Origin of the sequence: Streptomyces sp. NPDC048603 (genome assembly GCF_043199475.1) — a bacterium.
GTDB lineage: Bacteria > Actinomycetota > Actinomycetes > Streptomycetales > Streptomycetaceae > Streptomyces.
Genome location: NZ_JBICVY010000011.1, coordinates 16,436 through 36,750 on the forward strand (window position 1 = coordinate 16,436; position 20,315 = coordinate 36,750).

At 74.0% G+C, this 20,315-nt stretch carries 17 protein-coding genes; 11 read left to right on the plus strand and 6 right to left on the minus strand.

Translation table 11 applies throughout. The annotated features are described in order from the left end of the window. The first annotated feature begins 24 nt into the window (after positions 1–24). The 6 genes from ACGFQ9_RS26610 (at position 25) to ACGFQ9_RS26635 (ending at position 7,172) form a co-directional block, all read left to right on the plus strand. Positions 25–1,317 (plus strand): prenyltransferase/squalene oxidase repeat-containing protein, encoded by a 1,293-nt coding sequence (locus tag ACGFQ9_RS26610; RefSeq protein WP_393577154.1) that lies wholly within the window; start codon positions 25–27, stop codon positions 1,315–1,317. Next, on the plus strand, positions 1,314–2,039 hold the full coding sequence (locus ACGFQ9_RS26615) for an SCO2322 family protein (protein WP_393577156.1): 726 nt from the start codon (positions 1,314–1,316) through the stop codon (positions 2,037–2,039). Before ACGFQ9_RS26610 ends, ACGFQ9_RS26615 begins: the two co-directional genes overlap by 4 nt. Before the next feature lie 68 nt (positions 2,040–2,107). Beyond that, positions 2,108–3,520, plus strand: coding sequence for an energy-coupling factor transporter transmembrane protein EcfT (locus ACGFQ9_RS26620; protein WP_393577547.1), 1,413 nt, complete (start codon positions 2,108–2,110; stop codon positions 3,518–3,520). A 3-nt stretch (positions 3,521–3,523) separates the two neighbouring features. After that, a complete protein-coding gene (locus tag ACGFQ9_RS26625; RefSeq protein ID WP_393577158.1) occupies positions 3,524–5,536 on the plus strand; it encodes an ABC transporter ATP-binding protein in 2,013 nt (670 codons plus the stop codon). Next, the gene (locus ACGFQ9_RS26630; protein WP_393577160.1) at positions 5,533–6,450 is read left to right on the plus strand and encodes an ECF transporter S component; all 918 of its coding nucleotides are present in this window, start codon (positions 5,533–5,535) and stop codon (positions 6,448–6,450) included. The genes ACGFQ9_RS26625 and ACGFQ9_RS26630 overlap by 4 nt, the downstream gene beginning before the upstream one ends. A gap of 317 nt (positions 6,451–6,767) precedes the next feature. After that, positions 6,768–7,172, plus strand: coding sequence for a transglycosylase SLT domain-containing protein (locus ACGFQ9_RS26635; protein ID WP_393577162.1), 405 nt, complete (start codon positions 6,768–6,770; stop codon positions 7,170–7,172). 442 nt (positions 7,173–7,614) lie between these two features. On the opposite strand, the gene ACGFQ9_RS26640 is transcribed toward ACGFQ9_RS26635, so the two are convergent. Beyond that, positions 7,615–8,784, minus strand: a complete 1,170-nt coding sequence (locus ACGFQ9_RS26640) for a steroid 3-ketoacyl-CoA thiolase (RefSeq protein ID WP_393577164.1) — start codon at positions 8,782–8,784, stop codon at positions 7,615–7,617. Between the two features lie 359 nt (positions 8,785–9,143). Here ACGFQ9_RS26640 and ACGFQ9_RS26645 point away from each other — a divergent pair, with 359 nt between their 5' ends. The 3 genes from ACGFQ9_RS26645 (at position 9,144) to ACGFQ9_RS26655 (ending at position 12,894) form a co-directional block, all read left to right on the plus strand. Beyond that, complete coding sequence (locus ACGFQ9_RS26645; protein ID WP_393577166.1) at positions 9,144–10,388, plus strand: cytochrome P450; 1,245 nt, start codon at positions 9,144–9,146, stop codon at positions 10,386–10,388. A 311-nt stretch (positions 10,389–10,699) separates the two neighbouring features. Further along, the gene (locus ACGFQ9_RS26650) at positions 10,700–11,422 is read left to right on the plus strand and encodes a hypothetical protein (RefSeq protein ID WP_393577168.1); all 723 of its coding nucleotides are present in this window, start codon (positions 10,700–10,702) and stop codon (positions 11,420–11,422) included. Between the two features lie 77 nt (positions 11,423–11,499). Beyond that, positions 11,500–12,894, plus strand: coding sequence for an FAD-binding oxidoreductase (locus ACGFQ9_RS26655; protein WP_393577170.1), 1,395 nt, complete (start codon positions 11,500–11,502; stop codon positions 12,892–12,894). Between the two features lie 28 nt (positions 12,895–12,922). Here ACGFQ9_RS26655 and ACGFQ9_RS26660 read toward each other — a convergent pair whose 3' ends face one another. The 4 genes from ACGFQ9_RS26660 to ACGFQ9_RS26675 form a co-directional block, all read right to left on the minus strand. After that, positions 12,923–13,783: a sulfurtransferase gene (locus tag ACGFQ9_RS26660; protein WP_393577172.1), complete on the minus strand. Its 861-nt coding sequence runs from the start codon at positions 13,781–13,783 to the stop codon at positions 12,923–12,925. Positions 13,784–13,834: 51 nt separating this feature from the next. Continuing rightward, positions 13,835–15,193, minus strand: a complete 1,359-nt coding sequence (locus ACGFQ9_RS26665; RefSeq protein ID WP_393577173.1) for a rhodanese-like domain-containing protein — start codon at positions 15,191–15,193, stop codon at positions 13,835–13,837. Between the two features lie 38 nt (positions 15,194–15,231). After that, on the minus strand, positions 15,232–16,428 hold the full coding sequence (locus ACGFQ9_RS26670) for a molybdopterin-dependent oxidoreductase (RefSeq protein WP_393577175.1): 1,197 nt from the start codon (positions 16,426–16,428) through the stop codon (positions 15,232–15,234). 177 nt (positions 16,429–16,605) lie between these two features. Continuing rightward, positions 16,606–18,639: a bifunctional glycosyltransferase 87/phosphatase PAP2 family protein gene (locus ACGFQ9_RS26675; RefSeq protein WP_393577176.1), complete on the minus strand. Its 2,034-nt coding sequence runs from the start codon at positions 18,637–18,639 to the stop codon at positions 16,606–16,608. A gap of 148 nt (positions 18,640–18,787) precedes the next feature. On the opposite strand from ACGFQ9_RS26675, the gene ACGFQ9_RS26680 reads away from it, so the two are divergent. Further along, the gene (locus ACGFQ9_RS26680) at positions 18,788–19,138 is read left to right on the plus strand and encodes an antibiotic biosynthesis monooxygenase family protein (RefSeq protein ID WP_393577177.1); all 351 of its coding nucleotides are present in this window, start codon (positions 18,788–18,790) and stop codon (positions 19,136–19,138) included. Between the two features lie 128 nt (positions 19,139–19,266). Here the strand turns inward: ACGFQ9_RS26680 and ACGFQ9_RS26685 are convergent, their stop codons facing one another. After that, on the minus strand, positions 19,267–19,662 hold the full coding sequence (locus ACGFQ9_RS26685; protein WP_393577178.1) for a nuclear transport factor 2 family protein: 396 nt from the start codon (positions 19,660–19,662) through the stop codon (positions 19,267–19,269). 106 nt (positions 19,663–19,768) lie between these two features. Here ACGFQ9_RS26685 and ACGFQ9_RS26690 point away from each other — a divergent pair, with 106 nt between their 5' ends. Further along, positions 19,769–20,278 carry a GNAT family N-acetyltransferase gene (locus tag ACGFQ9_RS26690; protein WP_393577179.1) on the plus strand — a complete coding sequence of 170 codons (510 nt, stop codon included), beginning with the start codon at positions 19,769–19,771 and terminating at the stop codon, positions 20,276–20,278. Positions 20,279–20,315: the final 37 nt, after the last annotated feature.

Sequence of the window (20,315 nt, forward strand, 5' to 3'; positions counted from 1 at the left end):
TGCAGAAGAGGCACCCGCCCCGTCATGAACGTCCGCCGCAGCGCCGCCACGCTCGCCGCCTCCGCCGCGCTGTGCGCGGCCGCCGCCCCCGCCGCCCTCGCCGCGCCGTCCCCCTCTCCGTCCCCGGTGGTCATACCCTCCGGCCTGTACGGCACCGCCGACCCGACCTACGACGGCGTCTTCCGCCAGTCGCTGGCCTTCGTCGCGCAGCACACGGCAGGGGTGAAGCCCGCGCCGCAGGCGGTGGCCTGGCTGACCGGCCAGCAGTGCGCGAACGGCGGCTTCGCCTCGTTCCGCCCGGACCCCGCCAAGGCGTGCGACGCCTCCACCGTGCTCGACTCCAACGCCACCGCGGCGGCCGTGCAGGCGCTGACCGCGCTCGGCGGCCACGAGACAGAGGTGAAGAAGGCCACGGACTGGCTGAAGTCGGTCCAGAACGACAACGGCGGCTGGAGCTACAGCCCCGGCGGCGCGATGGACTTCGGTACGGACGCCAACTCGACCGGCATCGTGGCCGGCGCGCTCGCGGCCGCCGGAGAGAAGCCCGCCGAGCTCAAGTCGAAGGCGGGCAAGACCGCCTACGACGCGCTGCGCGGCCTCCAGGTGGCGTGCGCGGAGGAGGGCTTCTCCAAGGAGGCCGACCTCGGCGCGTTCGCGTTCCAGCCGGACAAGTCGGGCAAGCTCATCGCCAACGCGGACGGTACCGCCGCGGCGGTGCTGGGCGTGCTCGGCAAGGGCATGGTCGTGGCGGCCCCGGCCGCCGACCAGCCGGTGGGCCCGAACCCGGTCTCCTGCGAGGCGGGCGGCGCGAAGGACCCGGCGCAGGCGGCGGCGGGCGGCGCGGGCTACCTGAGCCGCACCATGGCCGCCTCCGGCGACCACCTGATGTCGGCGATGCCCGGCGCCACCGACCAGCCGGACTTCGGCAACACCGCCGACGCGGTGGTCGCGCTGGCCGCCGCGGGCCACAAGCAGGCCGCGGCGAAGCCGCTGGCCTGGCTGCAGCAGAACGCCGCCGCCTGGGCGAAGACGGCCGGTCCGGCCGCGTACGCCCAGCTGGTCCTGGCCGCGCACGCGGGCGGCGCCGACCCGCGGGCGTTCGGCGGCACCGACCTGGTGGCGGGCCTGAACGCCCAGGGCCCGGCCCCGGCCTCGGCCCCGACGAAGGCCACCGGCGGCATGCCGTCGAAGGACGAGAACGAGGAGAAGGACTCGGGCTCGGGCTCGGCCCTGTGGTGGACGGTGGGCGCCGGTGCGGCCGCCGGCGTCGGCATCGGCATCCTGCTGAGCGGCCGCCGGAAGAAGCAGCAGCCGTGAGGCGGGGGGCCTCCGCCGCGTCCCTGCTGCTCGCCGGGGTCCTCGCCGTCCTCACCGTCCTCGTCGCCGGGCCCGCCGCTCACGCCGCGGGCTACCGCTACTGGTCGTTCTGGGACGGCGCCGCGGACGGCGGCTGGTCGTACGCGACGCTCGGGCCCTCGGCGGCCCGCCCGGCGGACGGCTCCGTGCAGGGCTTCCGCTTCGTGGTGAGCAAGGACGCCTCGGCGGAGGTCGCCAAACCCCGGGCCGCGGCGGACTTCGCCGCGATCTGCGCGTCGACGCCGGCCGCGGCCGGCAAGAAGCGGGTGGCCGTGGTCATCGACTTCGGCCTCCCGTCGGACGCCCCCTCGGGCGAGACCCCGCCGCAGGACGCGCCGCGCACGGCCTGCGCCCGGCTGGACCGTGCCGGTACGGCGGCGGAGGCCCTGGCCTCGGTGGCCAAGCCGCTCCGTTACGACAGTACGGCCTTGCTGTGCGCGATCTCCGGCTACCCCCGCCAGGGCTGCGGCGAGCAGGTCGCGAACACGCCCCCGAAGCCCACGGACCAGCCCACCGCCCCGACCGTCGCACCGACCGGCGCGCAGTCCCCGGCACCGACGTCCGCGGAACCGGCCGCCGAGGACTCCGGCTCCGGCCCCTCCCTCGGCCTGCTCGCAGGCATCGCCGCGATCCTCGCCCTGGGCACGGCCGCCCTCGTGCGGTCCCGCCGCCGCACCCGATGACCCCCGAGCACGACCCGACGGCCGCCACCGAACCGGCTGAGTCCCAGGCGGCCGAGTCCGCGGCGGCCATCCCCGACGCAGCCGCCACCCAACCGGACACGGCCGCCCCGGACGCGGCCCCATCGGCCACCGACCGGCCCGCGGCCGCCGACGGCGCGGTACCGCCCACCGGGGCCACCCGCGCCGGTCCCACGGCCCGCACGGGTGCTGCGGGTGGGAACACCGCCCGGCCGCAGGCCGGGCGCACCCCCGACGAAGCCGCACCCGACGCGACCGCAGCCCCGGCCCCACCTGCGCCCCGTACGCCCGCACGGGCAACCGCAGACCCCGCGCGCGGGGCCTCGTACCGACGGACGCGCTCCAACCAGCGGAGCCGGAGGCGGAGCTGGGCCGCTCCGGAGGCGACCCGCGCCAACGCCCTGCACGCGGGCGCGTGGTGGCTGTGGGCGCTCGGCCTCGCCACCGCCGCCTCGCGCACCTCCAACCCCCTCCTCCTCGGCCTGATCGTCGCCGTCGCCGGCTACGTCGTCGCCGCCCGCCGCGAGACCACCGCCCCCTGGGCACGCTCCTACTCCGCCTTCATCAAGCTCGGCCTGGTCGTGCTCGCCCTCCGCCTCGCCTTCTCCGTACTCCTCGGCTCCCCGATCCCCGGCACCCACGTCCTCTTCACCCTCCCCGAGGTGCCGCTGCCCGACTGGGCACAGGGCATCCGGTTCGGCGGCCGGGTCACCGCCGAACAGCTGGTCTTCGCCTTCTACGACGGCGCCAAGCTGGCCGCCCTCCTCGTCTGCATCGGCGCCGCCAACTCCCTCGCCAACCCGGCCCGCCTGCTCAAGTCGCTCCCGGCCGCGCTCTACGAGGCCGGCGTCGCCGTCGTCGTGGCCATGACCTTCGCGCCGAACATGGTCGCGGACGTGGCCCGCCTCCGCCGGGCCCGCCGCCTGCGCGGACGCCCGACCGGCGGCATCCGCGCCATCGCCCAGATCGGCCTGCCCGTCCTGGAGGGCGCGCTCGAACGCTCCGTGGCCGTCGCCGCCTCCATGGACGCCCGCGGCTACGGCCGCACCGCCGCGGTCCCGCCCGCCGTGCGCCGCACCACCACCGTCCTCACCCTCGGCGGCCTGATCGGCATGTGCGCCGGCACGTACGGGCTGCTCGCCGCCGCGGGCGCCGCGTACGGCCTGCCCGTGCTGCTCGGCGGCCTCGTCCTGGCCCTGGCCGGACTCCGCCTCGGCGGCCGGCGCAGCGTCCGCACCCGCTACCGGCCCGACCGCTGGGGCCCTCGGTCCTGGCTGGTCGCGGGCTCGGGCGCGGCGGTCGCCGCCCTGATGATCCACGCCTCGGCCGTCGCCCCGGCCGCCCTGAAGCCGGGCGTGGTACCGCTGGTCGCCCCCGGCCTGCCGCTCTGGCCCGCCGCCGCCGTCCTGATCGGCCTGCTCCCCGCCTTCGTGGCGCCCGTACCGCCGAAGGAGGCGTCGTAACCCGTGATCCGCTTCGAGCAGGTCTCCATCTCCTACGACGGCGCACCCGCGCCCGCGCTCGACGACGCCGACCTGACGATCCCGGAGGGCGAGCTCACCCTCCTCGTCGGCCCCTCCGGGGTCGGCAAGTCCACGCTCCTCGGCGCGGTCTCCGGCCTGGTCCCGCACTTCACCGGCGGCACCCTGCGCGGCCGGGTCACGGTCGCCGGGCGGGACACCCGCACCCACCGGCCGAGGGAGCTCGCGGACGTGGTCGGCACGGTCGGCCAGGACCCGCAGGCCCATTTCGTGACGGACACCGTCGAGGACGAGCTGGCGTACGGCATGGAGTCACTGGGGCTGCCGCCCGGCGTCATGCGCCGCCGGGTGGAGGAGACCCTGGACCTGCTCGGCCTGAACGAACTCCGTGACCGGCCGCTCACCACCCTCTCGGGCGGCCAGCAGCAGCGGGTGGCGATCGGCTCCGTACTGACCGCGCACCCGAAGGTGCTGGTGCTGGACGAGCCCACGTCCGCCCTGGACCCGGCGGCTGCCGAAGAGGTCCTGGCGGTGCTCCAGCGGCTGGTGCACGACCTGGGCACCACGGTGCTGATGGCAGAGCACCGCCTGGAGCGCGTGGTGCAGTACGCCGACCGCCTGCTGCTGCTGGAGGCCCCGGGCACACCCCCCGTTCTCGGCACCCCCGCCGAGATCATGGCGATCTCCCCGGTGCACCCCCCGGTGGTCGCCCTGGGCCGCCTGGCCGGCTGGCACCCCCTCCCCCTCTCCGTCCGCGACGCCCGCCGCCAGGCCCCCACCCTCCACACCCGCCTCCCCGCCACCCCGCTCCCGCCGGGCGGCACCGCCCTGGGCACGCCGGGGGGCGCAGCCCCCACCGGGCCCGAGGCGGAGCCGCGGAAAGCGGGCTCTCGGGGCGGAGCCCTGAGTTTCGGCATGGGGGTCTCCCCGGCGGAGCCAGGGGGAGGGCGGGGTGGGGGACTTCTCGGCCGGTTCCGGCGCAGCACCGCCCGGCCCGCGCAGCCACCGCAGGCCGGCCACGCCCCGCTCGCCGAGGCGAAGACGCTCACCGTCCGCCGCGGCCGCACCGAAACCCTCCGCGCCGTCGACCTCGCCGTCACCCCCGGCGAGACCATCGCCCTGATGGGCCGGAACGGCGCCGGCAAGTCCACCCTCCTGTCCGCGCTGGTCGGCATGCTCGAACCCGCCTCGGGTTCCGTCACCGTCGGGGGCGCCACCCCCCACCGCACCGCGCCCCGCGCCATGGTGCGCCGGGTCGGCCTCGTCCCCCAGGACCCCCGCGACCTCCTCTACGCCGACACCGTCGCGGCGGAGTGCGACGCGGCCGACGCCGATGCCGGCGCTCCCCCCGGCACCTGCCGGGGCCTGGTGTCCGCGCTGCTCCCGGACGTCGCGGACGACACCCACCCCCGCGACCTCTCCGAGGGCCAGCGTCTCGCCCTCGCGCTCGCGCTGGTGCTGACCGGCCGACCCGCACTGCTGCTGCTCGACGAGCCGACCCGCGGCCTGGACTACGCCGCGAAGGCCCGGCTGGTCGAGCTGCTGCGCGGGCTCGCGGCCGACGGCCACGCCATCGTGCTCGCCACGCACGACGTGGAACTGGCCGCCGAGGTGGCGGACCGCGTGGTCATCCTCGCGGGCGGCGAGATCGTCGCGGACGGTCCGACCGCCGAGGTCGTGGTCTCCTCCCCCGCCTTCTCCCCGCAGGTCGCGAAGATCCTCGCGCCGGCCCCGTGGCTCACGGTGTCGCAGGTCGCCGGGGCCCTGGCCGGCACGCCCTCCACATCCCTGCCCGCGCCGAGGGAGAACACCGAAGCCGCCGCGGGCGAGGGCACCGGCGCCCCGCCGGCCCCCCGCCCCGGCCGCACCTACCGCAGCGGACCGCTCCAGGACACGGCCGACCGTCCCGGTCCACCGCCCGGAGCACCCGGCGCAGAAGCACGGGAAGACGGAGCACCCGAAGCGGGAGCGGCCGAAGCAGGAGCGGCCGACCGATGAGCCGTACTCCCCCGGGCCCCCGTACAGCCCGTACAGCCCGTACGCCCCGTCCCGTCCCCGTCGGCCCCCGTGCCGCCGCGGCCCTCGCCCTCGTCACCCTCATCGGCATCGCCGCCTTCGGCTGGCCGCTACTCGCCTCCGGCCAGTCCGGCCTGGCGCACTCCCAGGACGCCCCCTGGCTGTTCGCCGCGCTGCTGCCGCTCCTGGTGGCCGTGGTGGTCGCCACCATCGCCGACGACGGCATGGACGCCAAGGCCGTGGCCATGCTCGGGGTGCTCGCCGCGGTCGGCGCCGCCCTGCGCCCGCTCGGCGCGGGCACCGCCGGGCTGGAGCCCATGTTCTTCCTGATGGTGCTCAGCGGCCGGGTCCTCGGCCCGGGCTTCGGTTTCGTCCTGGGCGCCGTCACCATGTTCGCGTCCGCCCTGCTGACCGGCGGGGTGGGGCCCTGGATGCCGTTCCAGATGCTGTCGCTCGGCTGGTTCGCGCTGGGCGCGGGCCTGCTGCCCGGCCGGATCCGGCTCCGCGGACGCGCCGAGCTGTGGCTGCTCGCGGCGTACGGGTTCGTCGCCTCGTTCGGGTACGGCCTGGTGATGAACCTGCAGGGCTGGGTGTTCTTCCGGTACGCCGAGAACATCTCCTTCCAGGCCGGTGACCCGCTGCCCGAGAACCTGGCCCGCTTCGGCGCCTATTACCTGGCCACCTCCCTCGGCTGGGACCTGGGCCGGGCCTCGCTGACCGCCGTGCTGACCCTGGTGCTCGGTGCCACCGTGCTGCGGGCGCTCCGCCGGGCCACCCGGAAAGCGGCGTTCGACGCGTCCGCCACCTTCGAATCCGGGGTCGAAGTGGCCCAGGACACACCCCCGAAAGGGGTACAACCGACCACAGAAGGTGAGATTCAGGCCCCGAGCCGGTGAGGCGGCCCACAGGACCCAGGTCACATACGACCCGGGGCAGTAGTCCCGCCAGACCTCCTCACGGACCCTGCCTCCGCTCTCCCACCTGCGGTTCCCACCCCCGCCGCCACCCGGGGCCGGAGGCCCCGGGCCACTACCCCCGGTCGTAGGCGGGGTCGTTGCCAGGGCCTCGTCGGCCTGGCTAACTGGTTCTCGTCGCCGAGGCGGCCGGGGCGCACAGCCCCCCGCCGGACGAACCCCTCTCCTCCGCGTGAGTGGCTCACGCATGTCTTCGGCATGCGCCGCGGCCGTCCTTGTCCCCTTCGGAAGGCTCATCCGTGTCCAACGCTGTCATCCGCCGCATCGCCGCTTCCAAGAAGGCCCTCGCCGGTTCTGTCGTCGCCCTGGGTGTCGCGGGTTCCGTGCTCGCCGCCGTCCCCGCGCAGGCCGCCCCGACGAGTGCCAAGGCGATCGCCCAGCAGATGATCAAGGACCCGGCCCAGTTCGCCGCCTTCAGCAAGATCGTCGAGCACGAGAGCGGCTGGAACCCCACCGCCACCAACGCCTCCTCCGGCGCCTACGGCCTGGTCCAGGCCCTGCCCGGCTCGAAGATGGCCTCGGCCGGCGCGGACTGGAAGACCAACCCGGCCACCCAGATCAAGTGGGGCCTGGACTACATGAACTCCCGCTACGGCTCCCCGGTCGACGCCTGGAACTTCTGGCAGAACAACCACTGGTACTAAGCCGGCCGCAGCCCGCGCACACGGCGCGGAACCGCGAGCACACACGCGGCGCGAGCAGCACCAGCACCACCAGCAAGATCAGCAACACCCAGCAGGATCAGCAACACCCAGCACCGCCTGCAGCACAGCAGCACCATCACGGGACGTGACGGCATGCGGCGCGTCGACAGCGAAGTCGACGGCGCCCCGCGCGTCCCCGCCGAACGCGAGGGCACACGCCCGGTCCGCGCACGACGCGACGGCACCCCCGCGCGACGGCACCCGGCGCGACAGCGACAGCGAACGCGACAGCGCCCCCACACACGCACGCGAAGGCCCCGGTGGCCGGCCTCCCCAGGTCCGGCCCGCCGGGGCCTTCCGCATCCCATCCCACAGGGTCAGTGACCGGCGGCACCCTTGGGCGCCGCCGGAGCCGCGCCCGCCGGGGCGGGCGCCGGACGGGTCAGAGCCGCTGGATGATCGTGCCGGTGGCGAGCGCACCGCCGGCGCACATCGTGATCAGCGCGAACTCCTTGTCCCGACGTTCCAGCTCGTGCAGGGCGGTGGTGATCAGGCGGGCTCCGGTGGCCCCGACCGGGTGCCCCAGCGCGATCGCCCCACCGTTGACGTTCACCTTCTCCAGGTCCTGGTCGAAGACCCTGGTCCAGCTCAGCACCACCGAGGCGAAGGCCTCGTTGATCTCGACCAGATCGATGTCCTTCAGGGACATCCCGGCCTTGCCGAGCACCGCCCGGGTCGCGTCGATCGGCCCGTCGAGGTGGTAGTGCGGGTCCGCGCCGACCAGGGTCTGCGCGACGATCCGGGCGCGCGGCTTCAGCTTCAGCGCGCGGGCCATCTTGCGCGAGGCCCACATCACCGCGGCCGCGCCGTCGGATATCTGGGAGGAGTTCCCGGCCGTGTGCACGGCGGTCGGCATGACCGGCTTGAGCCGGGCCAGCGCCTCCATGGACGTGTCGCGCAGACCCTCGTCCCGGTCGACCAGCCGCCACATGCCCTGACCGGCATGCTGCTCCTCCTCGGTGGTCGGCACCTGCACGGCGAAGGTCTCCCGCTTGAAGCGCTCCTCCGACCAGGCCACGGCCGCCCGCTCCTGCGAGAGCAGCCCGAGCCGGTCCACGTCCTCCCTGGTCAGGCCGCGGTGGCGGGCGATCCGCTCGGCCGCCTCGAACTGGTTCGGCAGGTCCACGTTCCACTCGTCGGGGAAGGGCTTGCCCGGTCCGTGCTTGGACCCGGAGCCGAGCGGCACCCGGCTCATGGCCTCGACCCCGCAGGCGATGCCGATGTCCATGACCCCGCCGGAGATCATGTTGGCGACCATGTGGTTGGCCTGCTGGCTGGAGCCGCACTGACAGTCCACGGTGGTCGCGGCGGTCTCGTACGGCAGGCCCATCGCGAGCCAGGCGTTCCGGGCCGGGTTCATGGACTGCTCGCCGGCGTGCGTGACGGTGCCGCCGACGATCTGCTCGACGCAGTCGGGCTGGATGCCCGTACGGGCGAGCAGCTCGCGGTAGGTCTCGCCCAGCAGGTAGGCGGGGTGGAGGTTGGCGAGCGCGCCGCCGCGCTTGCCGATGGGGGTGCGTACGGCTTCGACGATGACGGGTTCCGCGGCCATGAGCTCGTCCTCTCCTGCACATCCTGCACGACCTGCACAGCGGGCCGTCCCGGCGCCCCGCCCTGACCTGACCTGACCCGACCCGGGTCGAACAAACCGAACCAGACCGGATTGAACCGGACGCGAAGCTACCCGAGGTAACTAGTACGCGTTCTAGTTCTCCCCGAAGTCTTAGTGGCCCGGAGCCCCGTCACGCAAGGGTCTTGCACGCCTTGCGCACCGGATCCACACGAGGCACCACGCAACAGTTGCCGCCGCGGCCCTTGCCACTTCTAGAACTCGTTACTACGTTCAGGACAAATTTCTGATGGGCCGTCAGAATTCAGTCGGATCGGATCAGATCAGATGTGGAGAGCCCGATGACCTGTCCCGCGCTGCCCGAGGGCTTCGACGCCACGGACCCCGATCTCCTCCAGTCCCGCGTCCCCTACCCGGAGTTCGCGCGGCTGCGGCAGACCGCACCGGTCTGGTGGTGCCCGCAGCCCCGCGGCATCACCGGTTTCGACGACGAGGGGTACTGGGCCGTCACCCGGCACGCGGACGTCAAGTACGTCTCCACGCACCCGGAACTGTTCTCCTCCAACGTCAACACCGCGATCATCCGCTTCAACCAGCACATCCAGCGCGAACAGATAGATGCCCAGCGGCTGATCATGCTGAACATGGATCCGCCGGAACACACCCGGGTCCGCCAGATCGTGCAGCGCGGCTTCACCCCGCGTGCCATCCGCGGCCTGGAGGACGCCCTGCGCGACCGGGCCCGGCAGATCGTGGCCGGGGCGAAGGAGGCGGCCGGCGGCGGCTCCTTCGACTTCGTCACGCAGATCGCGTGCGAGCTGCCGCTGCAGGCCATCGCCGAACTCATCGGCGTACCCCAGAAGGACCGCGCCAGGATCTTCGACTGGTCGAACAAGATGATCGCCTACGACGACCCGGAGTACGCCATCACCGAGGAGGTCGGCGCCGAGGCCGCGATGGAGCTCATCGGCTACGCGATGGGCATGTCGGCCGACCGGAAGCAGTGCCCGGCCAAGGACATCGTCACCCAGCTGGTGGCCGCCGAGGGGCAGGGCAACCTGAACTCCGACGAGTTCGGCTTCTTCGTGCTGCTGCTCGCGGTCGCGGGCAACGAGACCACCCGCAACGCGATCAGCCACGGCATGCACGCCTTCCTGACCCACCCCGAGCAGTGGGAGCTGTACAAGAGGACCCGGCCCTCGACGACCGCGGAGGAGATCGTCCGCTGGGCCACCCCCGTGGTCTCCTTCCAGCGGACGGCGACCCAGGACACCGAGCTCGGCGGCCAGAAGATCAAGAAGGGCGACCGGGTGGGGATGTTCTACTCCTCCGCCAACCACGACCCCGAGGTCTTCGAGAACCCCGAGGTCTTCGACATCACCCGCGACCCGAACCCGCACCTGGGATTCGGCGGCGGCGGCCCGCACTTCTGCCTGGGCAAGTCCCTCGCCGTCCTGGAGATCGACCTGATCTTCAACGCGCTGGCGGACGCCCTCCCCGACCTCCGGGCGGCCGGCGGGGCCCCGCGCCGGCTGCGCGCGGCCTGGCTCAACGGGATCAAGGAACTCCAGGTCGTCCACGGCTGACCTGGCGGTCCGGGACGGCAGGGGCGACATCCTCCACGCCAGGCCCCTGCCGTCCGCAGGCGCACCCGCCCGCCCCCGCCGTCTCTGCCACGCCCCTCACCCGAGTGGCGGAACGGGCGGACCGGGCAGATCATGACAGGAGCGGCGATCCAGCCGAAGGGGCGCCGGGGCGACAGCGCCCCGGCGCCCCTTCGGCCCGTGACCGCACCCGGCAGAGCCGAAAGCGTTACCCGACCTCGTCGTCCCCGTGTCCTGGGCCCGTTAGGTTTCCACGGGCAACCGACCGACCCGCACCCAAGGGACGCCACCACATGCGCCGCACCCGTGCGCTCTTCTTCGGGGCCCTCGCCGCGGCCCTCGCCGCCTGCGCACCCGGAGCCGGTACGGCGGCCAGGACGACAGCGCCGGCCCCGGCGGCCACACCCACCGCCCCCGCCGCCCCCGCCATCCCGACATCCCCTGCCTCGTCGGCCTCCCCCGCCTCTCCCGCTTCTCCGTCCGCCCCGGCGGGCTCGCCGACCGGCTCGGCCGTCCCCACCACCGCCGGGACCCCGCGCACCGGCACCCCGGCCATCCCCTCGAAGGCCGCGGACCGGGCCCCCGCACCCACCCGGCTCGTGATGACGGTCGGCACCCCCGGCGGCCGGCTCGCGCTGAAGCCGGGCGGCCCGGCCCAGGAGTTCACCGTCACCGTGCGCAACGGCAACACCCGCGCCTACCGGCACCTGCTGCTCGCCTTCCAGATGGAGGCCATGCCCGGAGGCACCCTCCCCGGCCACCGGCTGGAGCGCCGGGACCCCGCCACCGGCGCCTGGCGCCCGGCACCGCTGCGCATCGCCAACGACGTCATGCCGTACGGGCTGCTCACCGGCGGAACCCCCCTGGCCCGCGAGGCGGTCACCACGGCCCGCTACCGTCTCCGCGCCCTCGACGGCGCCCCGGCCGGGCCCAGCCCGCTGATGGTGGTGCTGGTCGACACCGATGCCGACACCGGCCCGGCCGCGTCCTCCCTCCCCCATACCACCCTCGGCTGACGCCCCACCCCGACCCCCCACCCCGGCCCCTCGCCCCACACCTCGCCCGGCCCCTCGCCCGGTGCCAGACTGGGAACATGCCCATGCCGATGGCCAGGGCCGTACCCGACCCGTCGCCGTTCCGGGGGCCGCTGGTGCGGCCCGGGGACGAGGCGTACGAAACGTCCCGCCAGGTGTGGAACGCCTCGATCAGCCGCCGCCCCGAGCTCATCGCCTACTGCACGGGCGTCGCCGACGTGATGGCGGCCGTCCGGCTGGCCACCACCGGCGCCGGTGCCGGGCGTCCGCTCGCCGTGCGCTCCGGCGGCCACAGCTTCCCCGGCCATTCCGTCTGCGACGACGGCATCGTCATCGACCTGTCCCTGATGAAGGGCGTCCGGGTCGATCCCGAAGGCCGTACGGTGCGCGCCCAGGCCGGGGTCCTGCTCGGGGAGCTGGACCACGAGACACAGGCGTTCGGGCTGGCCGTGCCCGCCGGGATCGTCACCCACACCGGGCTCTCCGGGCTCGCTCTGGGCGGCGGCATCGGCTGGCTGATGCGCAGGTACGGGCTGACCGTCGACCAGCTGCTGGCGGTGGACCTGGTCACCGCCGACGGGAACCTGGTCCGGGCGAGCGAGGACGAGAACCCCGACCTGTTCTGGGGCGTGCGCGGCGGCGGCGGGAACTTCGGCATCGTCACCGAGTTCGAGTTCCGGCTGAATCCCGTGGGCCCGGTGGTGCTGGCCGGCCCGATCGTGTGGCGGGTCGCCGAGTCCGCCCGGCTGCTGCGCTTCTACCGGGACTGGATCACCGCCGTCCCGGACGGGCTGACCACGGCCGTCGTGCACCGCAGGGCGCCCGCGCTGCCGTACGTCCCGGCCGAGCTGCAGGGCGAGCACGTGGTGATGGTGGTGTGCTGCTACGCCGGACCGGTCGAGGAGGGCGAGCGGGTGCTGCGGCCGCTGCGGGAGTGGGGTCCGCCGCCGGTGCTGGACCTGTGCGCGCCCAAGCCGTTCACCGCACACCAGGCGATGTTCGACCCGTCCTTCCCGCCCGGCCGCTGGTACTACTTCAAGTCCCTGGACGTGGAGCGGCTGACGGACGAGGTGATCGACACGACCGCGGAGCACGCGGCGCGGATCGTCTCCCCGTACACCGCCTTTCCGATCTTCCAGCTGGGCGGGGCCATCTCCCGGGTCGGCGAGGACGAGACGGCCTTCGGCGGCCGGTCGTCGGGGCACACCTTCAACATCAACGCCACCTGCCTCGACGCCGAGGGCTTCGAGGAGGAGCGGGCCTGGGCGCGCGGCCTGTGGTCGGCGCTGGCCCCGCACCAGGCGGGCGTCTACGCCAACTTCCTGATGGAGGAGGGCGCGGAGCGGGTGGAGCAGGCGTACGGCGCGCGGAAGTACGCGCGCCTGCGGGAGCTCAAACGGCGCTGCGACCCGGACAACGTGTTCCGCCTCAACCAGAACATCCCGCCGGCCTGAGGCGCGGGCTCCGCCCCTCTCGCGCGCTTCACCCGAGCTCGACGGGTACGCCGACCAGCGAGCCGTATTCCGTCCAGGAACCGTCGTAGTTCTTGACGTCCGGGTAGCCGAGCAGCTCGTGCAGCGCGAACCAGGTGTGCGAGGAGCGCTCGCCGATCCGGCAGTAGGCGATGACCTCGCGGTCGGCGGTGACGCCCTTGCCGGCGTAGAGGGCCTTCAGCTCGTCCGCCGACTTGAAGGTGCCGTCGTCGTTGGCCGCCTGCGCCCAGGGGATGTTGGCGGCGCCGGGGATGTGGCCGGGCACCTGGGCCTGCTCCTGCGGGAGGTGCGGGGGTGCCAGCTTTTCGCCCCGGTACTCCTCCGGGGAGCGTACGTCGACCAGGTGCGCGCCGGATCCGGCGCTCTGCAGCACCTCGCCGCGCATCGCCCGGAACTGCGGGTTCTCCTGGCCCGTCACGGTGAACTCGGTGCGCCGGTAGCGCTCGACCTCCTTGGTCGTCTCCCGGCCGTCCAGTTCCCACTTCTTCCGGCCGCCGTCGAGCAGTTTCACCCTGTTGAAGCCGCGCAGCCGCAGGATCCAGTAGGCGTACGCGGCGAACCAGTTGTTGTTGCCGCCGTAGAGGATCACGGTGGTGTCGTAGTCGACGCCCGCCTCGGACATCAGCCGCCCGAGGGCCTCGCGGTCAAGGTAGTCGCGGCCCACGGGGGCGTGCAGGTCGGTGGTCCAGTTCCAGCCCACGGCCCCCGGTATGTGGCCTTGTTCGTACGCGGTGGTGTCCTCGTCCACGTCGATGACCCGCACCGTCGCGTCGTCGAGGTGCGCGGCCAGCCAGTCCGTGTCCACCAGGGTCTCCGGATGGGCGTAGCCGTTGCCTCCCGTGGCAGCCATGGTGTTCTCTCCTCTCTTCCCCCTTCGAAGCGCGTGCTGCCCGATGTGCCCCTAGCCGTCCGCGTGCTTCCGCAGTTCGCCCACGCCGCCCCGGACGACGGCCGTCACCGGGATGCCGGCCAGGTCGAGGAGGCTCGCGGCGATGGTCGCCCGGCGCCCGCTGCCGCAGACCGTCCAGATCTCCCGGTCGCGGGGCATCTCGCCGAGTCTGCGCGGAAGTTCGGCGAGGGGGACGGCGAGCGTGCCCGGGACACCGCCCTCGGGGCGCTCCGGCCGCACGTCGAGGACCCGGGTGCCGTCGAGCCGGGCCGCCAGTTCCGCGGCGTCGGCGGTGCGGAAGGAGCGCACCGGGTGGCCGGCGGCGGCCCAGGCGCCGACTCCGCCCGCCAGGTACCCGGCGATGCCGTCGTATCCGATCCGCAGCAGCTGGCGGGCCGCCTCGACGGCGGCCTCGGCGGCGGGCTCGGGCAGGACGAGCACCAGGCGGGCGCCGAACGGCACGACCTCGCCGACCAGGCTCGCGAAGCGGTCGTCGAGTTCGAAGCAGAGCGCGCCCGGTACGTGCGCCGCGGCGAAGGTGCCGCGGTCGCGGCCGTCGACGATCTGCGCGCCGCGCCCGGACAGTCCCTCCACCTGCTCGGGGGTGAGCGGACAGGGGGCGGGGACCCCGCCGAGCACCTCCGGGCCCTTCCGGTTGATGGTGGCCATGTGCCGGTAGTAGGCGGGGTACGGAGGCAGCCCGGACAGCCGGCTGCGGACGAACTCCTCCTCGTCGCGCGCGGTCAGCGCGGGGTTGGCGAGGCGTTCGGCGCCGACGGTGGTGGTGCGGGCCGCCGACACCGGGCCGGCCGCGCAGGAGCTGCCGGCGCCGTGGGTCGGCAGCACCCGGGTGGGGTCGGGGAGCAGCGCCAGCCGCCGCACGGTCCGGTACTGGGCGCGGGCGAGCGGCTCGGTGAGGTCGTCGCCGGCCAGGTCGGTGCGGCCGGTGTTGCCGACGAGCATGCTGCCGCCGGTGAACACGGCCGCGGGGGGCCGGGCCGGGTCGTCGAGCACCAGGTAGGAGGTGTGCTCGACGGTGTGCCCGGGTGTCGCCATGGCGCGGACGGTCAGGTCGCCGAGGGTGATCTCGTCGTCCTCGGCGAGCGGCAGGTGGTCGAAGGCGTAGGGGACGCGGGCGGGGACGGCCACGGTGGCCCCGGTCGCGGCCCGGACCTCCAGGGCGCCGGAGACGTAGTCGTTGTGGACGTGGGTCTCCAGGACGTACCGGATGCGGAGCTTCCGGGAGGTGCAGGACGCCACCAGGTCCCAGCTGTCCCGCTGCGGGTCGACCAGGGCGGCCTCGTCCCCGCTGACCAGGAGGTAGCTGGTGTCCCCCAGAGCGGTGGTGGTCACCGTCTCGATCTCGTGCACGTCGTCACCGCCGTAGGTCCGTCACCGGGGGCCGTGTCTCATACGACGACCACGTCGACCGATGCCACCGGATTGCAGCCGTAGCCGCGGGCGTTCCAGGGCGGCCGGGCCGGCTGGGTGTCGCCGTGTGTGTCGCTCGCGCGGGCCAGCAGCCGGTAGGGGCCGGGGCGGCGCGGGGTCCAGCGGAAGGACCAGCCGGTCCAGGCGTACGGGCCGGCCGGGGGTTCCAGCTCGGCTTCCTGCCAGTCCGCGGCCCGGTCTCCGTCCGGCGCCGGCCGGGGGTCCGCTCCGGGGCGGGGGCCGAGTCCGGTTCCGGGGCCGGTTCCGGGGCCGGTTCCGGCGTGGGGGCCGGTTCCGGGGCCGGGGCCGTCGTCCTGGAAGGCGGCCTTCACCTCGACGCGGCGTACCCGGAACCCTCCGCCGGACCAGGCCCGGCCGCGTACGACGGTCTCGTGGTCACGCCGCAGGGCCGTGTCCGGTTCGGGCGCGGTCACGATGGACTTGACCCGGACCGCGGTCACGGGCCCTTCGGGGGTGCCGCGCGAGTCCTCGTAGACGTACTCCTCGGCCTGGAACACGCCGGTGAAGGGCTCGGTGACGGCCCTCACCCCGACCAGCCACTTCACGTCGGCGACCGCGTACCGTCCCGGGACCACCAGGCGGACCGGGGCCCCGTGTCCGGCCGCGAGGGGTTCGCCGTTCATCCGGGTGGCGAGGAGGGTGTCCGGGTGGAGGGCGACGGCCAGGGGGAGGCTGCGCTCGAAGTGCACCCGGCGGTCGTGCACGGTGCCGGCGTCGGCTCCGGCGAAGACGATCTCCACGGCGTCCGGCCGGATCAGGGCCCGCGCGGCGAGGGTGCGGAAGGGCACCCCGGCGAACCGGGCGCAGCCGACCGCACGCTGGTCCCAGGGGAGGCCGGGCGGGCGGGGGGTCATCATGCTGCGGCCGTTGCCGGCGCATTCCAGGACCACGTCGAGTTCCCGGTGGTCCATCGCCGACAGGTCGTCGTAGCAGAGCTCGAAGGGGGCGGCGACGGCGCCGTCGAACCGGAGCCGCCAGGCGCGTGGCTCGGTCCCCGGGATCCCGAAGTGGTCGCGGACGAAGAAGGCGCCCACCGGGGTGACCGGTTCGGCCAGCGCAGCGATGGGCGTCTGCGCGTTGTACGGGTCGGTCGTGACCGTCTCGGGCTCCCAGGCCGTGGCCCCGGGTCCGAGGGGAACAGTCCGTGCGGTCATGGCGGCCAGCCCCTTCCATCGGGCTCTGGGCGAGCACGACGCGGGTCCTCTTCAGTCTACGACCGCGGGCCCGGCCCGCCCGGGGGCTGTGGACAGGGCACCCGGGCGGTGATCAGCGCGGCTCCCCGGCGTGGCCGCCAGTGGTTGCCGGCGGTTGCCAGTGGTTGCCGGCGGTTGCTAGTGGCTGCTCGCGGCGGTCCTGACCTGGGCTTCGTCGCCGTCGGCGGGCACCGTGGTGCGCTGGGCCGGCACCCGTACCCGCAGCCGTCGCGGTCCGGACAGCAGGTACACGAGGGCGAATCCGGAGCCGACCACCAGCGCGCCGCCCACGGCGTCGAGCAGCCAGTGGTTGGCGGTGGCGACGATCGCGCAGACCGTGATGAGCGGGTGCAGTGCCCCGAGCAGCTTCTGCCAGACCTTCGGCGCTATCGCGACGATCACGATGCCGCACCACAGTGACCAGCCGAAGTGCAGCGAGGGCATCGCCGCGTACTGGTTGGAGATGGCGGTCATCGCACCGTACGAGGGGTTGGCGAGGTCCTGCGGGCCGTGCACGGTGTCGGTGAATCCGAGGCCGGGCATGAGCCGCGGCGGCGCGAGCGGGAACAGCCAGAAGCCGAACAGGGCGATGAGCGTGGCCAGGCCGAGGGAGGCGCGGGCCCAGCGGTAGTCGGCGGGGCGCCGCCAGTAGAGCAGCGCCAGGAGGCTCAGCGGGATCACGAAGTGGAAGGAGGTGTAGTAGAAGTTGAAGAACCCCTCCAGCCACTCCGTGCGCACCACCGCCTGGTTGACGGCGTGCTCGATGTCGATGCCGAGGGCCCGTTCGGCGGCGAGGACGGTGTGCGCGTTGGCCTCGGCCACCTCGCGGCTGTTCGGCGCGGCGGCCCGGATGTGCGAGTACATCGAGTAGCCGACCCGGATGAGCAGCAGTTCCAGCAGCAGGTTGGGGCGGCTGAGGACCCGCCGCCAGACCGGCAGCAGCGGGATCCGGCGCCAGCGGGCCGCGGCCGGGTGCCCGTAGGAGGTGGCCACCGGCTCCCGCCAGTACGGCGAACTGCGCGGCAGGAAGGGCACGGCACAGGCCGCAGCGAGCGCGGCCAGCAGCAGCACGTTGTCGCGTACGGGTCCCATCGCGGCCATGTTCGGCAGCAGCACCGTGCTGGGCAGGGTCATCACCAGGACCACCGCCACCGGCCACACGGGCCGGTCGGCGGCCCGCCGGCCGACCCTGCCGGCCACCGCGAGGAGCACCCAGAGCAGCTGGTGGCGCCAGCCGGTCGGGGACACGGCCACGGCCACGCAGCCGGTCACGGCGACGGCCAGCAGCAGCTGGCCGTCGCGGGCGTAGCGGACGGCGCGCCGCATGCCGACCAGGGCGACGGCACCGGCGAGGACGAGGTACAGGGCCGTCTCGCCCGAGCCGGCCAGGCCGAAGCGGAGCAGCGCGCCGTGCAGGGACTGGTTGGCGAGGCTGTCCGGGCTGCCGCCGAGGCGGGTGCCGGCGAGGTGGTCCACCCAGTACGTCCACGACTCGCGAGGCAGCGTCACCAGGGCGAGGAGGGACGCGGCGGCGAAGGTGGCGAGCGTGGCCTTGGCGGCGGACCGGCGGCCGGTGAGCCAAAGCAGCGGGGTGAAGAGGAGCAGGGCGGGCTGGAGCGCGGCGGCCAGGCCTGTGAGGACGCCGGCGGGGCGGTCACCGGGCACCCGGAACAGGGCGAACAGCACCAGCAGCACGGGGAGTACGGCGGTCTGCCCGGGGAAGGCGGCCTCCCGGACGGGGAGGGAGACCATCATCAGGGCGACCAGCACGGGCGCGGCGAGCAGGGCGGTGCGGCGGGGCACTGGATCGGGCAGGCCGCGCGCCGCCACCAGGCCGACGGCGGCGACGGAGAGCAGCGTGACGAGGGTCCAGGCGATCTCCAGGGACTGGTCGGCGAACCCGGTCAGGGGCCGCAGGACCATGCCCGCGAAGGGGCTGCCGGTGGACAGCCCGCTGTCGTAGAGCGAACCGGAGGCCAGGTCGGGCAGGTAGATGCCGGTCAGCCAGTCGCCCGGCGGCACCCGCAGCACCGCCGCGGCCTGCCGTACGGCGAGTACGGCGGCCAGGCCCCAGAGCACGATGCGCGCGGCCCCCAGCCGCGCGCCGTCGCCGTCTCTGCCTATGACTCCGGCATGGCCTTTCGCCCCGCTGTGCCTTGACGCATTCGCCACGCCCCGCCGGCCTCCCGCCCTGTTGCCTGCAACCCCGACTTCGCCTGGCTGCCGCGCTCAATTACCCGGGACGACGATATCCCGGGGCGCAACGTCAACCTGCCTGTCCCGCCAAGGTCGGACGTGAAGGCTTCCCTAGGATGGCGGCATGAGCATCGTGAAGATCAACGCGCTGACGGTCCCGGCGGAGCAGCGGGAAGTCCTGGAGAAGCGGTTCGCGTCGCGGGCCGGTTCGGTGGAGAACTCGGACGGGTTCGAGTGGTTCGAGCTGCTGCGCCCGATGGAGGGGACGGACCAGTACCTCGTGTACACCCGGTGGCGGGACGAGGCGGCCTTCCAGGCGTGGATGGAGGGGCCGATGAAGGCGGCGCACCAGGGGACCGCCGGTGGTGGCGAGGGCGGCCAGGGCGGCGGCGGTGAGCGGCCGAAGCCGGCGGCTTCGGCTTCGACGCTGTGGTCGTTCGAAGTGGTGCAGCAGGCGGCCCCGAAGCAGGGGTGACGTCCGTCGTGGTCTGACGTGCGGCGCCGCACCGGACGTGTGGCGCTGCACCGGACGTGTGGCGCTGCACCGGACCGGACGGCCTGGGCCCGGGTCCGGTGCGGTGCGGTGCGGCGCCCCGCGGAGGCTCAGTGCCAGAAGTCGTTCTCCGCGTCGATGTCCTCACTGCATTCGTCGATGTCGGTGATCTTCCCGCCGACGATGGTGAAGAACAGCCCGCCGTGCATCTCGATGCCGCGGTCCCCCCGGTCGGCGTGCCACTTGTGGACGGCGATGGCGTGTCCGCGCCCGTCCGCCATCACGCGCTCCAGTTCCACCCGCATGGTGCCCTTCGTCTCCTCGCCCATCCTCCGGTAGAGGTCGAGGACGGCTTCCCTGCCCTTGTGGTGTCCCGAGAGCGGGTGGGTGCCCGGGACGTGGTGGATGACGTCCGCTGTCATCAGCGTGGCCATCGTCTCCATGTCGCCCTTGCCGAAGGCCTCGTAACCGCGGCGGACCAGGGCACAGTCCGGATGCTGCGACATGCTCCTCACACCCTTCCGGGGATCGGTTTGTACGCCTTTCCCATCATCGGTCCGGGGGTGTGGATATTCCACGCGGCGGTGGGGGACCGGACCCCAGAATGACGCCATGAACGAGAACGAGATCGTGCGTGCGGAGCGGACCTGGTCCGTCGAGCCGGAGGCCTTCACCACCCCGGAGGCCACGGCCCTGCGCCGCGCCTATTACGCCGAGGTGGCCGGCCGGTACTGGAAGCGCTCCGTCAGCGAGGCGGAGATCGACCAGGGCATGGTGGACGACCCGGCCGACGACCTGGTCCCGCCCACCGGCGCGTTCGTGGTGGGACGGCTGGACGGGGAGCCCGCGTCCTGCGGCGGGATACGCCTGCTCGACCCGGCCACCGCGGAGCTCACCCGGGTGTACGTCAGCCCGGACGCCCGGGGCAGCGGCGGCGGGGCGGCCCTGCTCACGGCCCTGGAGGAGGCCGCCCGCGGACTGGGCGCCGCGCGCATCCGGCTGGACACCCGCACGGACCTGGTGGAGGCCCGCGGGCTCTACGCGAAGCACGGGTACGCGGAGATACCCGCGTACAACTCGGGCCCGTACGCCCAGCACTGGTTCGAGAAGGTCCTCGCCTGACACGGGGGCGCCGGCCCGGCCGGCTTCGGCAGCCGGT